Source organism: Staphylococcus sp. EG-SA-17, assembly GCF_017151845.1.
Taxonomy (GTDB): domain Bacteria; phylum Bacillota; class Bacilli; order Staphylococcales; family Staphylococcaceae; genus Staphylococcus; species Staphylococcus aureus.
The window spans coordinates 38,467-53,309 of sequence record NZ_JACVZO010000001.1 but is presented as its reverse complement, the minus strand read 5'-3'; the positions used below and the strand labels follow the sequence as shown (position 1 = coordinate 53,309).

The 14,843-nt window shown below is 32.1% G+C and carries 15 protein-coding genes and 1 pseudogene; all 16 read right to left on the bottom strand.

The annotated features are described in order from the left end of the window. Positions 1 to 14: 14 nt before the first annotated feature. Positions 15 to 730: pseudogene (locus IDG65_RS00270) on the bottom strand (hypothetical protein). 161 nt (positions 731 to 891) lie between these two features. Next, complete coding sequence (locus IDG65_RS00265; RefSeq protein WP_000735558.1) at positions 892 to 1,398, bottom strand: SA0570 family protein; 507 nt, start codon at positions 1,396 to 1,398, stop codon at positions 892 to 894. 135 nt (positions 1,399 to 1,533) lie between these two features. Then, positions 1,534 to 2,334, bottom strand: coding sequence for an alpha/beta fold hydrolase (locus tag IDG65_RS00260; RefSeq protein ID WP_000362969.1), 801 nt, complete (start codon positions 2,332 to 2,334; stop codon positions 1,534 to 1,536). Beyond that, complete coding sequence (locus IDG65_RS00255; RefSeq protein ID WP_000365354.1) at positions 2,318 to 3,037, bottom strand: HAD family hydrolase; 720 nt, start codon at positions 3,035 to 3,037, stop codon at positions 2,318 to 2,320. The genes IDG65_RS00260 and IDG65_RS00255 overlap by 17 nt, the downstream gene beginning before the upstream one ends. A 54-nt stretch (positions 3,038 to 3,091) precedes the next feature. Beyond that, positions 3,092 to 4,042: a FecCD family ABC transporter permease gene (locus tag IDG65_RS00250; RefSeq protein WP_078151913.1), complete on the bottom strand. Its 951-nt coding sequence runs from the start codon at positions 4,040 to 4,042 to the stop codon at positions 3,092 to 3,094. Between the two features lie 148 nt (positions 4,043 to 4,190). Next, positions 4,191 to 5,078, bottom strand: a complete 888-nt coding sequence (locus IDG65_RS00245; protein WP_000749061.1) for an ABC transporter substrate-binding protein — start codon at positions 5,076 to 5,078, stop codon at positions 4,191 to 4,193. A 372-nt stretch (positions 5,079 to 5,450) separates the two neighbouring features. Then, positions 5,451 to 6,086: an endonuclease III domain-containing protein gene (locus tag IDG65_RS00240; RefSeq protein ID WP_000901762.1), complete on the bottom strand. Its 636-nt coding sequence runs from the start codon at positions 6,084 to 6,086 to the stop codon at positions 5,451 to 5,453. 333 nt (positions 6,087 to 6,419) lie between these two features. Beyond that, positions 6,420 to 8,081 carry an arginine--tRNA ligase gene (gene argS / locus IDG65_RS00235; RefSeq protein WP_001021145.1) on the bottom strand — a complete coding sequence of 554 codons (1,662 nt, stop codon included), beginning with the start codon at positions 8,079 to 8,081 and terminating at the stop codon, positions 6,420 to 6,422. After that, entirely contained in the window at positions 8,078 to 8,494 is a 417-nt protein-coding gene (locus IDG65_RS00230; RefSeq protein ID WP_000359086.1) for a YwiB family protein, read from the bottom strand. The genes argS and IDG65_RS00230 overlap by 4 nt, the downstream gene beginning before the upstream one ends. Before the next feature lie 92 nt (positions 8,495 to 8,586). After that, positions 8,587 to 8,694, bottom strand: a complete 108-nt coding sequence (locus IDG65_RS00225) for a hypothetical protein (RefSeq protein WP_000655099.1) — start codon at positions 8,692 to 8,694, stop codon at positions 8,587 to 8,589. Between the two features lie 76 nt (positions 8,695 to 8,770). Beyond that, entirely contained in the window at positions 8,771 to 9,781 is a 1,011-nt protein-coding gene (gene adhP, locus IDG65_RS00220) for an alcohol dehydrogenase AdhP (RefSeq protein WP_001200743.1), read from the bottom strand. Between the two features lie 498 nt (positions 9,782 to 10,279). Beyond that, on the bottom strand, positions 10,280 to 10,801 hold the full coding sequence (locus IDG65_RS00215; RefSeq protein ID WP_001788287.1) for a YwhD family protein: 522 nt from the start codon (positions 10,799 to 10,801) through the stop codon (positions 10,280 to 10,282). A gap of 27 nt (positions 10,802 to 10,828) precedes the next feature. Beyond that, on the bottom strand, positions 10,829 to 12,124 hold the full coding sequence (locus IDG65_RS00210) for an HD domain-containing protein (RefSeq protein ID WP_000180230.1): 1,296 nt from the start codon (positions 12,122 to 12,124) through the stop codon (positions 10,829 to 10,831). Positions 12,125 to 12,163: 39 nt separating this feature from the next. Then, a complete protein-coding gene (locus tag IDG65_RS00205; protein WP_000477504.1) occupies positions 12,164 to 12,640 on the bottom strand; it encodes a GNAT family N-acetyltransferase in 477 nt (158 codons plus the stop codon). Positions 12,641 to 12,808: 168 nt separating this feature from the next. After that, positions 12,809 to 13,345, bottom strand: a complete 537-nt coding sequence (locus tag IDG65_RS00200) for a flavodoxin family protein (RefSeq protein ID WP_000633782.1) — start codon at positions 13,343 to 13,345, stop codon at positions 12,809 to 12,811. A 497-nt stretch (positions 13,346 to 13,842) separates the two neighbouring features. Next, positions 13,843 to 14,781 carry an aldo/keto reductase gene (locus tag IDG65_RS00195; protein ID WP_000808893.1) on the bottom strand — a complete coding sequence of 313 codons (939 nt, stop codon included), beginning with the start codon at positions 14,779 to 14,781 and terminating at the stop codon, positions 13,843 to 13,845. Positions 14,782 to 14,843: the final 62 nt, after the last annotated feature.

Sequence of the window (14,843 nt, the reverse complement as noted above, 5' to 3'; positions counted from 1 at the left end):
TAGTTTTATCATATTTATAATCTTGTACGTGAAGATAATCTAATTGTGAAATATATAACTAGAACTACTAATAATATCCATATAATTAATGAAAAAATCTGGGCTGATTGTGGATTATGAATCATTGCATCGACGGTTTTTTGACAAAATAATAAGCCGATTCCCGAAAACTCAAGTCGCTTATAAAATATGCGGCAATTACTAAAATAATACCAATGAAAAAGAAAAATTGATGTCCAAAATTTGTAATTGGTATAACGCCCCAAGTAATATTAAATGCTTGTAATATAATTAATAACAAGGATATGATAGCGATAATTGTACCCATAATCATTTCTATTTTATTACTACGCAAGTAATTCTTTTGAGACACTCTTAGGTATACAACAATAGTCATTGGAAAAATCACTAAACAATAAAATAGACTCATTCCAGTAATAGCTTGAAACTGAACATACTGTTTATCATATAAATAGGATATGAGAATGAAATTTATAATAAAGAAAATAACTGGATTCATTTGTAAAGCAAACAAATTCCTTTGAATCATTAATATGATTTGTGCTGGAGATTTTCTTTTATATTCAATATAATCTTGATCTTTCTTTTCAGAATTTTTTATATCAGTAATTACTTTCTCTTTAATATCATCAATCAAATGCGGTGATAAACCTTTATGATTAAAGTAATCTTCTATATTTTCTAGTAAAATTTTATCGTTAATACGCATTGGTAGTACTCCTTTAAAATGAAACATCTTTATTTATTGTATTGGTTTAATATCCCCTTCGCAAATCATAAAAATTAATATTCACTGTATTATGCCATGTAATAAAATAACCGACAAGTATTGCGATTTAACTTGTCGGTTAAGCACGATTAATTTAATTATTATTTTTCCAAATCAATACGATATAATTTTATGTTTTTATCTTTTGGTGCTGAGGCAAATTGATAAGTCGTTTTGCCTTTTTCAATATATCCAAAATTACCAGCAACTTTGCTATATTCCGTATGTGTTACTGCTTTGCCAACATAATTTTTAACAGCTTGATATGTTGGACCATTAGCATCATTATACATCATTGAAATATGAGTTACTTTACCATTGTTTTTCTTACCATCAGTAGTTACTAATAACATACCTTTTTTAGTATGGAATTCGTAATAATGTTCAGTTCCATCTTCATTGTAAGAATACATCGGATTTTTGTACTTAGTTAAAACATCTTTAATAGATTCGCCAATTTTCACATTTTCTAATGACTGATCACCCTTAATTAATTGTTTAACAGTATCAATAGAGTTGCCACTTGCTGCTTCGGCACTAGTGTTCACTAAGCCTACTCCCATTACAACAGAACATGCAATTATACTTGCCGTTAGTAGCTTTTTCATAAGCACTCTCTCCTTTTATTTATATCGTCTTGTGCTCACAACCATTATACAACAATCATTTCTAAAACAACAGTCATATTACAATTATATTACAAATAATAATTACTACTTTTAAATTTCACTTATCACTAAAAATTAAACATGCTTTTCATCGTGATGTTTGTTGATAAATGAAGCTGTATCTTCGACGAATCTTTCTTGCTCTTCAACAAATGGGAATGCACTTGATTCTTGATATACTTCAAAGTCCGCATTTTGGATTAAATCAGCTACTTCTTTAGCTTCTAATCTTGTTGTTCTTTCACCGAATTCTCCTGCAATAATTTTTGTCGGTACTACGACATTTCTATAAGTTTGAGAAATATCAGCGTTTTTGAATACCTCTTTAACTGCTTGAATTTCTTCTTTAGTTGATATTTCATTTGTATCTACGACATGTTTGAGGAATCGATTCATTTTTCTCGGACGATAATACTTACGCTTATTTAAAAATTTATCTTGTTTTTCAGGATCCCAGTTTCGAATAATATGGGCATATTTTCTAAATAAACGTTCTTCCGGTAATTCACCTTCAATAGATGTTGGATTTACCAACGTAAGTGATGATGTAAATTCAGGATAACGTACTGAAATATCCGCACCAATGATTCCACCCATTTCATGGCATACAAATGCAACTTCTTCAATATATAAATATTTAAGTAATTCAACAATGTCATCAGAAAAATCTTTTATTTCAATGTGACGAGGTTTATCAGAATAGCCATGTCCACGTAAATCAATTAACACAACTTGAAATGATTTTGCTAATTCTGCTGCTAATTTATTAAACACAGAATAATTATCAAGTACAGTATGAATCAATACGATAGGATAGCCTTCACCTAATGTACTGTAATGTATCGATGTTCCATCTTTTCTAGTAAATAGATCCATAATTTTCTCCTTTATTATCATTTTTTATTGGTAAAATGGTTAATAATTCTTCCACTGTTGTAATTGTAAAATCAACTTCTTCTTCGAGTGGTTCAATTTCAGCATCTTCTTGTTTATACCATACACTAACCATGCCCATAGCTCGTGCTGGAGCTACATCATTTAACGCATCATCGCCAACATACATAATTTGCTCAGGTAATACCCCTAGTTGATCAATCATATCTTCAAAAATTTTAGGATGTGGTTTACGAAAACCAACTGTTTCTGATGTTGATAAATAATTAATAACATGCATCAAACCAAGTGAATGTAATCGAAATTGTTTAATCTTAGATTTACCATTTGCGATAACACCAATTTGAAAGCCTTTTTGCGATAGCTTTTCTAGTGTATACAAAGTATCGTAATAAGGAAATACATAACGATAAAAATGCATTTCAAAATCATTAAATAAGTCTTTCCAAGTTAACCTATCTACATGGAAACGTTTAATGATTTCTTTATATAAATCAGGTTTATCATTATCTTCATCGTCATCTAGCTCAATAAATGCTTTTTTAAAATCTGCCAGTTGAACATGAATTAAGTAGTCATGAAATCGTTCATATTGCTCTTCGATAAATTTCTCTCGAGATTTAACTCTGTCCAACAACGTACCTTCTAAATCAAATACAACTGCTTTAATTTGATTCAAATCCATCGCTTATGCCCTCTTTATGTTTATAGTTATTTTTATTTTAGCAAATGTCATGTGCTAGTGTAACCGTTTCGACTGAGATATTAGCATGTAAAATAACACTGGTATACCAATTAATGCAATAATAATGCTTGCCGGTATTTGTACTGGTGACAGTATATGGCTACCAATAAAATCTGCCATAACCATTATTTGTCCTCCAATTACAATATTCAAAGCCAATTGTCTTCCTAATGATTGTTTCCACTGCCATTTTCTAATGAGTTGTGGTATCACCATACCAATGAATCCAATGATGCCAACATATGCGACATTTATCGCCGTTATCATAGAAGCTATACATAACGCGATATATGTAATCAATTGAACATTTAAGCCTAGTGACTGACTTTTTAGTTCTCCTAATTGCAATAACTTTAGTTGATTAAGAATGATAAATATACCAAACAGTGCAATGATAAATGTGATTGCTATTATGGATACATTTGAGTATTCTGCATCACCAAAACCACCAAACAGATAATTGGCAATTGTATTTAATTTGCGAGGTTTTAATAAAATCAAAAAATATAGAAGTGAATTGAATAACGCATCAATCATTAAACCACTTAATATTAAGATTCTAACTGGATAGCCTTGGCTCAATACCGACGTAATGACTAATACAGTTATTAATGTTATCAAACTAAATGTTATTGAAAATACAGGAATCCATAACGTTGTTAAACCTAAAAATAATGCTAATCCTGAACCAAATGTAGCGCCGCTTGCCAATCCTAATGTAAAGCTATCTGCCAATGCATTATTTAAAACTGTTTGAAATATAAGGCCTGCAACAGTTAATATCATACCTGTCAACAATGCTTCTAATAATCTCGGTAATCTAACATTGATTAGAATAGACTGGTTAAATACATCATTGATATCGCCCAACTGCCAAAATAGATATATGCTAGTTGTTATAATCAATATGACTATCCAGCTCAATAATACTTTATTAAATGTCATAGCATTCTCTTTTCTTTCATCGATAATTACATTCATTATAGCAATCACATACTCGCGTTGCTATCATTCACTAAATATATTTTAAAAACCCCTTATCTCAAACATGTATTTTTTTACATGTAGCAATAAGGGGCATAATTAGAATGGTTTATTTTCTATAAATTGCATCTCTTAATTCTTTTAATCCTTCATCAATACGTGGACCTGGTCTTGATACTTCATCACCATTTACAACTTCAATACGTGTATTCTTGACAGCATTAATTTTATTGAATCCACCTCTTTTTTTGATGATATCCATATAATCTGATCTTGTCTTAGCTTCCGTCGAAATTAATATATCTGGGTTCTTTTTAATAATACTTTCCTTCGTTACAGGGTTCCAACCATTAATGTCACTATACACATTTTGGGCTTCTAATTTTTCTAACATATCATTGAAAAATGTATGCTTCCCTGCTGTATATATTTCAGGCTTTGATGAAACCTCAATAAATACTTTTGATTTTTTATGATGAGCAGGAATTGAATCTATGACTTTATCGATATTATCTTTAGTTTCCTCAACAAGTTGTTCAGCCTGCTTATCATGATGCGTTAATTTCCCAATTTGCTTAAATGTGTTGTAAGTTTCATCAATTGATTGTGCATCTTTAACATATACTACTTTGATGCCTTGTTTCTCTAATGATGACAATACTTTATTAGCAGTTGCCTTTTGCGACTCATGCGCAAGAATTAGATCTGGCTTTGCCTTTAAAAGTTCCTCTTTATTTAGATTCAAAGCATCAAATTGTTTCTTACCCTTTTTCACATCTTTTGGATAATCATCAACCGTTGAAACACCAACTATGTATTTACCTAATCCTAATTCATATAAAATTTCAGTATTACTAGGCATTAACGAAACAATTCTATGGTACGGCGATTTAGACGAGCCATTATCATCGCTACCTTGTTTATGATTATCTTTCATACCACAGCCACTCAGGACAAGCATAAAAATCAAAATAAAAGCAATTAACGATTTCTTCACATTATCACATCTCCTTTTTAATCCCACTTTTCGCTTTAGCGATTAGAGGGATTTATGCAGTTGTGCGGTAGCATCCAACTGCGTTCCTCTTCATCTTTAGCGATTAGAGGCTTTTATGCAGTTGTGCCTTAGCATCCAACTGCGTTCCTCTTCACCTTTAGTGATTAGAGGCTTTTATGCAGTTGCGCGGTAGCATCCAACTGCGTTCCTCTTCACCTTTAGCGATTAGAGGGATTTATGCAGTTGTGCCCAAGCATCCAACTGTTTTTCACTTTATATGCTTCTATTTATTATATAAGTCCACATACTAAAAGAAAATAGTAAATTATTTTTTATATTTCATATAAACTCATCTATCTAACTTCACAGCGTTTACTTTTTAAAGTAAGGTTCTAAAAAATCATAATTCTTTATATCTTTGTCTCTAAAGTAATGTTTACCAAATACATCTAACAGAGCATGAAATTCATTAGCATCTTGATTTGTAAAATGATTTGGTAATGTGACTACTTTTTTTAATTGATCATAACTTTTAGTGTTTTCATATCCTAACTTATCATATATTTTTCTTGTATAGCTATCTGGAATAAATACAATGCGTCCGAATATATAAACAAGTAAGACATCTGCTGTTTCACTTCCAATACCTTTCAAAGATAATAATTCTTTTCTTAATTCACCTTTATATCGCTCATTAATCTCTTGATAATTGAAATGATGTCGTGCTAACCATGTTAATAATGTTTTAATCGTCAGTGATTTACTTTTATAAAAACCACTTGAATGTATCAATGATTGTAACGTTTCAATAGATAGTTCTAATATATGATTTGGATTAAAATGCGTGTGTTCTTTAATCTGATTCAATGCAATTTCTGCATTTCGCCATCTAGTATTTTGAACTAAAATTGCACCTAACATCATTTCAATGTCATTATCAGCAGGCCACCAATTTTGCGGTCCCATATGCCTATATAACAATTTATACAATTCATCAGTTCCTAACATTTACATCCTCCTTTTAGAGGGAGTGGGACAGAAATGATATTATCGTAAAATTTATTTCGTCGTCCCACCCCGGCAAGGTTGACTAGAATTGAAAAAAGCTTGTTACAAGCGAATTTTCGTTCAGTCAACTACTGCCATTATAACTTTGTAGAGCATAGAACATTAATTTATGTCTCAGGCTCTCTTATGCAGTTGTGCGCAAGCAAGCCAACTGCGTTCTCTTAACCTTATTCACATACTAAGCATTCCCCAATATGTCACATACCTAATTAAAAACACTCCAACACAAAGTATCTTTCGAGAAACTCTACGTTGGAGTGTATATAAATGTTCTTACATTGATTCAGGTGCGCTTACACCGACCATTGCCAATGCATTTTTCAATGTAATTCTAACCGCTTCAATCATAGCAACATGTGCTTTTGTTTTTTCAATATCATCTGTTAACACTTTTTCAGCATTATAGAATTTATGGAAATGAGAAGCTAAATCTTGAATATAATTAGTAATTCTATGTGCCGATCTATGCTCAGCAGCACTTTCAATTGTAGGTTCGAAATCAGCTACTTTTTTCAACAATTCAATCGCTTTTTCATTAGTAATCGTTGTAAAATCATTCGCAGCAGTCACTTCAATACCTTGCTCTTTTGCTTGTTTTAAAATTGAACAAATACGTGCGTGAGCATATTGAGCATAATAAACTGGGTTATCTTGAGATTGCTCTTTCGCTAATTCCATATCAAAATCAAAGTGACTATCAGGACTACGCATAGTTAAGAAATAACGTGCAGCGTCAACGCCAACTTCGTCCATAATTTCTCTTAATGTAATGGCATTACCAGTACGTTTACTCATCTTCACTTCTTTACCATTTTCCATTAAACGAACCATTTGCATGATTTGAATTTCTAAACGATTACTATCTACACCAAACGTTTCAAGAGATGCTTTCAAACGATTAATATAACCATGATGATCAGCACCAAATAAATCGATTAAAATGTCATTACCACGTTTAACTTTATCGAAGTGGTACGCAATATCTGGTAAGAAATACGTATATGTACCGTCATTTTTAATTAATACTCTGTCTTTGTCGTCTTTAAAATCAGTTGTACGTAACCATGTAGCGCCATCAGCTTCATACGTATAACCTAATTCTTTCATTTTTGCTAAAACTTCAAGAATTTCGCCTTTTTCATATAAAGATGTTTCACTAAACCAATTATCAAAATGCGTATTGAACTCTGCTAAATCATTTTTCAATTTAGCCATTTCGTATTCTACGCCTAATTTTCTAAATTCTTTCAAACGTGCTTCTTCAGAATAATCTTTAATTTCAGGGTGTTTCTCTGCTAAATCTTTACCTATTTCAATAATATCTTTTCCATTATAGCCATCTTCTGGCATTGAATAACTATTGTCACCTAAAGCTTCAAAGAAACGTGTTTCAATCGAACGCGCTAAGTTAGTAATTTGATTACCAGCATCATTAATATAATATTCACGTGTTACATTATAGCCAGCTGCAGTTAAAATATTAGCTAAAGCATCACCAACTGCTGCATTTCTAGCATGACCAATATGTAAATCTCCTGTAGGGTTAGCTGAAACATACTCAAGCAATACATTTTGCCCTTTTGATTCATTTACATGTCCAAATTGATCACCTTTTTCAATTGCTTCAGGAATAATTGCTGTTAAATACTGATTATCTAAGTAAAAATTAATGAATCCTGGACCAGCAATGTCAATTTGTTTTACATGTGCTTTTTCAGTATCTAAGTTATCAACAATCGCTTGAGCAATTTCACGAGGATTACGCTTTGCAATCTTAGTCAGTACCATCGCAATATTAGTAGCATAATCTCCATTTTTTGTATCTTTAGGAACTTCAATTTTAATATCAGGAATCTCATCTGCTAATCCTGCTTTGTTAATACTTGCTGCAATTTCTTCTACTAATGTTTGTTTCACTTGATCAATAATATTCATTCGCCTATCTCCTTATAGTTAATTTCATATTGATAAGAACCCATTTTTTCATTATCTTGATATAATTCATAATGAATCTTTAGCTTGCCACCGTCTCCACTTACGAAATGTAAAATGCGTAATGTTTTAACTTCTAGTGGAATTCGTCCAGCCGATATATCGTAAAAAGTTGTTGTCGTTTGTCCTTCAACAAAATGCAAATTCATATTAATGTCGCCTTTACGAATCAACTTAACGCTATCATCATCCACTTTTATTGTAACATTAACTGTTGCATCCTCAATTTGTTCTACATACCGAATAAAGTTAGATTGCCTTTGTTGCCAAGTTCCTTCAGTAGTAAATTCAAATTTTTCTTTTTCGTTGTGCTGTTTCAACACTTGCTTTGTTTGAATACTTACTTTTTTATCCAATTTACTACTCACCTTAATCTTCGCATAATAGAAATATTATAGCATAAAATAAGGTCATCTTGTTATGCCTTCTTAAAGCTAAATAGGTTCAATTAATTAACAATTCCATACTTAATCAACGCTTCATATATGTAAGCCATTTTATAAAATACAAACAACACCTCAAAACCAAAAAACACGAGATTTTCACTATCTTTCATGAAAACCTCGTGTTTGATTATAATGATAGTGTTCAGAGCACTACCTTCTTCATCTATATTTAATCAATTAATATTTTTAAAATTTAATAACCATTCTACCAGTTATAGTACCATTTTCCATTTCTTCAAAAATATCATTGATTTCTTCTAATTTTCTTAATTGAACTTTAGGTGTTACTTTATTTTCAGCAGCAAATTCAAACGCTTCACGTAAGTCTTGTCTTGTACCAACAAGTGAACCTACTACTTCAATACCGTCAAGCACTAATCTTGGGATATCTAAGTTCATTTTATCAACAGGTAAACCAACAGCAACAACTCTTGCACCAGCTTTTACAACATCAACCGCTTGGTTAAATGGCGTCTTAGCAACTGAAGTTACCACTGTTGCATCTAATCCTTTGTTATCAGTTAATTTCATAACTTCTGCAACTGGATCAACATCTTTAGAATTAATAATAGCATCAGCACCTAATTCTTTCGCGAATGCTAATTTATCATCATTGATGTCGAAGGCAACAATTTTAGCCCCCATAACGTTTTTAGCATATTGTAAAGCTAGGTTACCTAAACCACCTATACCAAAAACACCTAACCATTGTCCAGGTTTTACATTACTTACTTTTACAGCTTTATAAGTTGTCACACCTGCGCATGTAATAGAAGACGCTGCTGCTGGATCTAATTTTTCAGGTACTTTCACAGCATAGTCTGCAGTAACAATAACTTGTTCAGCCATTGCACCATCTACTGTATAACCAGCATTTTTCACACTACGGCAAAGTGTTTCACGACCTGTTGTACAATATTCACATCTTCCACAGCTTTCGAACATCCAAGCGATAGACACACGGTCTCCAATTTTTAATGATTCTACATCTTCCGCAACTTCGATGACTTTACCAATACCTTCATGACCTAAAGTAACGCCTGTAACATCACCAAAATCAGCATTCTTAACATGTAAATCGGTATGACAAACGCCACAATATTCCGTTTGTACCAACGCTTCACCAGGTTTTAAAGCTCTTATCTTTTTGTCCTCAATACTTACTTTGTGATCTTTCGTTACAACTGCTGCTCTCATAATAATGTCCTCCTTATAGTCACTCCAGTATGTATGATATTAATTGGCTATTACTTTCAAAAAAGAAAACGAATAATTATAGATGTAATTTTTATTTGTAATAGACGCCAGATTAAAACATACTACTGTGACCTTGTTTTTAGTTAGATATCAACCGTTAACTTTTAACGTTTCCCTAGTTAATATGTTAAAAGAAATGACATAATCGATATGCTAACGTGTAATTTTTACTTCACATATATTTATTTAAAGATAATTTATAATACTCTTATCTTCACTCTTATTATAATGTGAATTAATTCACAAAGTATATAGCTATGATCAAAAAAATGTGTCAGTTATTCAAATTTTTTATTAACTACAGATTAATTTAATTTCAAAAAAATTAAAAAAACTCCCAATCAATCTAAGACTTTATTTTCACCTCAAGATTTACGTCGTCATTGAGAAATGAATCATATCTTTATAGATTAATTGGGAAATTTTAGTTTCTAATATTTAATTAAATGCTTGATGTAAAGCATCAGAAGAATGCTTCCACATACCTTCATCATGGTTCATTAAAAAGTCTTTTAAAATAGCTTTATTCTCGTCACCAATTTGATCAATGATAATATGATGTTTCATTGATTTATCCATCATATTAACATGTTCAGGCATACTTTTATAACCACGACGAATTGCTTTATTCACTAATAAATAGCACGCTGTTAAACCAGCATAATATGGTCCTTGTTCATTACGTTCTGTTGTTACCCAACACAACCAATATTCTTTAGCTTCATCGCCTTCAACAGCAGCTTTATCAGTAATCCATTTCACGCCTTTTTCAACTTTGGCGCGAGCATGCATGCCTCCAATATCAATAAATGCTTCTTTGTTAGCAACATCGATAAAAACTGGTGCAATATTGTCTAAGCTAATTGAACCAATATTTGTACCTTTATGACCATCTAGAGGGTCATTTTTTATGATATTAAAATTAAAGCCTTTTTTCTCAGACAATGATATAACCTCCATATTTAACGATAACAATTTTAGCCCTTTTTAATTAAGCTCATTAATCAAATTTTCAATAGCTTCTCTAATTGTCTTATCTTTAATCTTTGCAACCATTTCTCTAGGATAATATAATTTATAGTCTTGGCGATTAATGCCTGTAATACTATGAATGACTAAAGATTGATTGCTTATTTCTCTAATCGTACCATCTTGTCTTAATAAATGAATCGGTTTGCGATTTGACCCAGGTCGATCATAGTCATATGGCAAATCCGAAAATGCTTCACTCACAAAATAATAATCTGGATTAATACCACCTGCTTCAAACAGTTCTTGCAGTTCTGATATTGTAATAATTGAGCCATCAAATGGAATATATTTAAATAAGTCTCGATTAATAAATCGACTTGCTAAATCACTTAAAATAGCATCATCTTCTTTTGTCCATTTTTCCAAATAATACGTAACTACCGCTTCATCGAGTTCAACATATTGTTCAATCGTAACTGTCTCTTCAAAAAATGGAATAAAATCATGTGGATGCAACTTAAATTCATAGCCTTCATTATAAAGCTGTTTTGCGCGTTTCAAACAATTATTAAGCAGCACTTCTCCACCACGACTAACTGGGTGGAAATAAATTTGCCAATACATTTGATAACGACTCATAATAAAGTTTTCAACTGCATGCATACCACTTTCTTTAATTAGTACTTCATCTTTAGAAGGTCGCATTAATCTTAAAATACGTTCCATATCAAAAGCACCATATGATACACCTGTGAAATACGCATCACGTTGTAAATAATCCATTCTATCCGCATCGATTTGTGAAGAAATCATCGAAATGACCAATTTATTATGATGCGTTTTATTAATTACTTCCGCAACTTCTCTTGGAAACTCAGGCGCCACTTTACGTAATACAGCATTCACCTCAGTATCTCCAGTAATAATCGCTTGTGTGTATGCTTCATGGTCTGTATTAAATATTTTTTCAAAACTATGTGAAAATGGACCATGTCCTAAATCATGTAATAATGCAGCACATAATGCCAACGGTCTATCTTTATTGTCCCATGCATCATGACCAATAAATGACTCATCAATTAATCGTCTAACTATTTCATACACACCTAAAGAATGTCCAAAGCGACTATGTTCTGCTGTGTGAAAAGATAGGTACAGTGTTCCTAGTTGTCTAATTCGACGTAACCTTTGGAATTCCTTAGTTTTAATTAAATCCCATATCAATTGATCTTCAACATGAATATATCGATGTATCGGGTCTTTAAAAACTTTTTCTTCTACTAATTTTAAATCTACATATGCGTTAGTCATTATTCCCCTCCTTTTCGTTTAATATAATATTTAATTTACTTAAAATGCTTTGTACATAAGTGCTAAGTCTAACTTTTCGCCATACATTTCTGGCTCATAAGAGCGTAAGATTGTAAAACCTTGCTCTTTATAGTAAGCTACTGCTTCTTCATTTTTATTATCTACTTCTAAGTAAACACCTTCAAATTTATCTTCAAAACGTGATAATCCTTCATTTAACAATGCTGTACCATAACCTGTATGTTGCGATTCTGGTTTAACATAATGAGCTGATAAATATAATTCTTCACCGTAAATAAAGTTAGCAAAGCCAACGATGTCATTACCTTCTTCAACGACTAAGAATAATTGTTCTTGAAGTCTTTTCTTTAAATGATGTTCATTATATGAAGCTTCTAACAAGTGATTAACTGTTGTCGCAGCGTATATATTTAAGTATGTATTAAACCAAGCTTTAGTTGCGACATCTCTAATTTGAACAACATCTTTTTCAGTTGCTTGTCTTACCTTGAACATGACTTTCTCCCCTTATTAACAAGTTTTAATAACGGCATTATACCACAACTTGCTCAATACTTAATAAACAATGATTGTCTATTCAATTTATATATTTATATTTTCCGTTAAAATTAAAAATAAAAAATAACGAAGCAAAAAATCACTTCGTTTAGTATGAGGTATGTCTTATTGCAATATACTATTCCACTCAGTTGCACGTGCTAAGGCATAGTTGTCTTTCATGATGTCACCAGGCTTTTCAGCAGTTCCAATAATATAACCATTTAAAGTGGCACCTAAAAAGTCTAAACTATATTTCATTTGCGTAATTGCTGGCTTCGCTTTTATTTTTGGACAATCTCCACCAACTAAAATAACTCTAAAATCCTTTTCGGCCATTTGTGCCTTAAAATTAGGATATCGTTTATCTTGTAATGTTTCTGACCAATGTTCGATAAATGCTTTCAATGGTGCTGAAATGCTATACCAATACACTGGTGATGCAAAAATAATTGTATCACTAGCCAATATTTTATCTAGAATCGGCAAATAGTCATCGTCATATGAAGTAATAGTCTCTGCTGTATGTCTCACGTCACGTATCGGTTTAAACTGATGTTGTGTCACGTCAATCCATTGATACTCTAAATCTTGCAAAGCGAATTTTGTTAATTGTGCAGTATTACCGTTTGGTCTACTCCCACCAAACAAAACAGTAATCATTTTAGCCTAACCTCACTTTTGATTAATAAATATCTGTGTTTTTCGTTACCTAATTATACTATCATAAGCTTTGCCTACCGAATAGTAAAACGCTTACAACTTTTATATAAATTTGACGAAATTTCGTCATCCTTATATAACGTCGTTTGTGATGGGAGTGGGACAGAAATGATATTTTCGCAAAATTTATTTCGTCGTCCCCCCCAACTTGCACATTATTGTAAGCTGTCTTTTCGCCAGCTTCTATGTTGGGGCCCGCCAACTTACATTGCCTGTAGAATTTCTTTTTGAAATTCTCTGTGTTGGGGCCCACACCCCAACTTGCATTGCCTGTAGAATTTCTTTTCGAAATTCTCTGTGTTGGGGCCCCTGACTAGGATTGAAAAAAGCTTGTTACAAGCGCATTTTCGTTCAGTCAACTACTGCCAATATAACTTCGTAGAGCATAGAACATTGATTTATGTCCCAGCCTGATATCACCATTAAATACAATTCATTTAGTCTTCAATCGGAAACAGTTCATCGATATATTGAATCTCATCATCTGATAAAACGATATCTGCAGCTTTAATATTTTCAACGACTTGTTCTGCAAGTTTTGCACCAGGAATAATCACATCGATAGCTGGTCTCGTTAAATAAAATGCTAATACAATGTTCGCAATTGAAGTTTGATGTGCTGCAGCTATGCTTTCCAAAGCTTTTACGCGACGCACATTTTCTTCAAATACACCTGGTTTAAAATCACGACGTGTAGTACGATGGTCACTAAATTTAGTGTTCTCATCATATTTTCCAGCTAAAATACCGGATGCTAATGGGAAATATGGAATAAATGTGATTTGGTGATCAACACAATATTGTAATACTGCCTCATTTTCGCGATGCAATAAATTATATTCTAACTGTACAACATCAACGTAACCATCTTTATTTGCTTCTTTAAGTTGATCTAATGTGAAATTTGATACACCAATGGCTTTAATCTTCCCTTGTTCCTTAAGCTCTTGTAATGCTGCAACTGCTTGATCTTTCGGAGTGTTGTCATCCGGAAAATGAATATAATATAAATCGATATAATCAGTTTGTAGACGTTTCAAACTATTCTCAACTTGTTGTTTTAAATATTCAGGTTGATTGTTCTGATGTACTTCTTGATTTTCATCAAATTCATGAGACCCTTTTGTAGCAATTTTAATTTGCTCTCGCGGATATTCTTTAACAACTTCTCCAACCAATTCTTCTGATCGTTCTGGCCCATAAATATATGCCGTATCTAATAAATTAATACCATGATTAATGGCTTGACGAACAACATCTTTTCCTTGTTCTTCATCTAAGTTCGGATATAAATTATGCCCACCTACTGCGTTCGTCCCAAGTGCGATTGGAAACACTTCAACATCAGATTTACCTAAGTTTACAAATTGCTTCATTAGACCCAGCTCCTTATCTTTATAACTTTTCCACTATCACACTACCATGATTTAATACAACT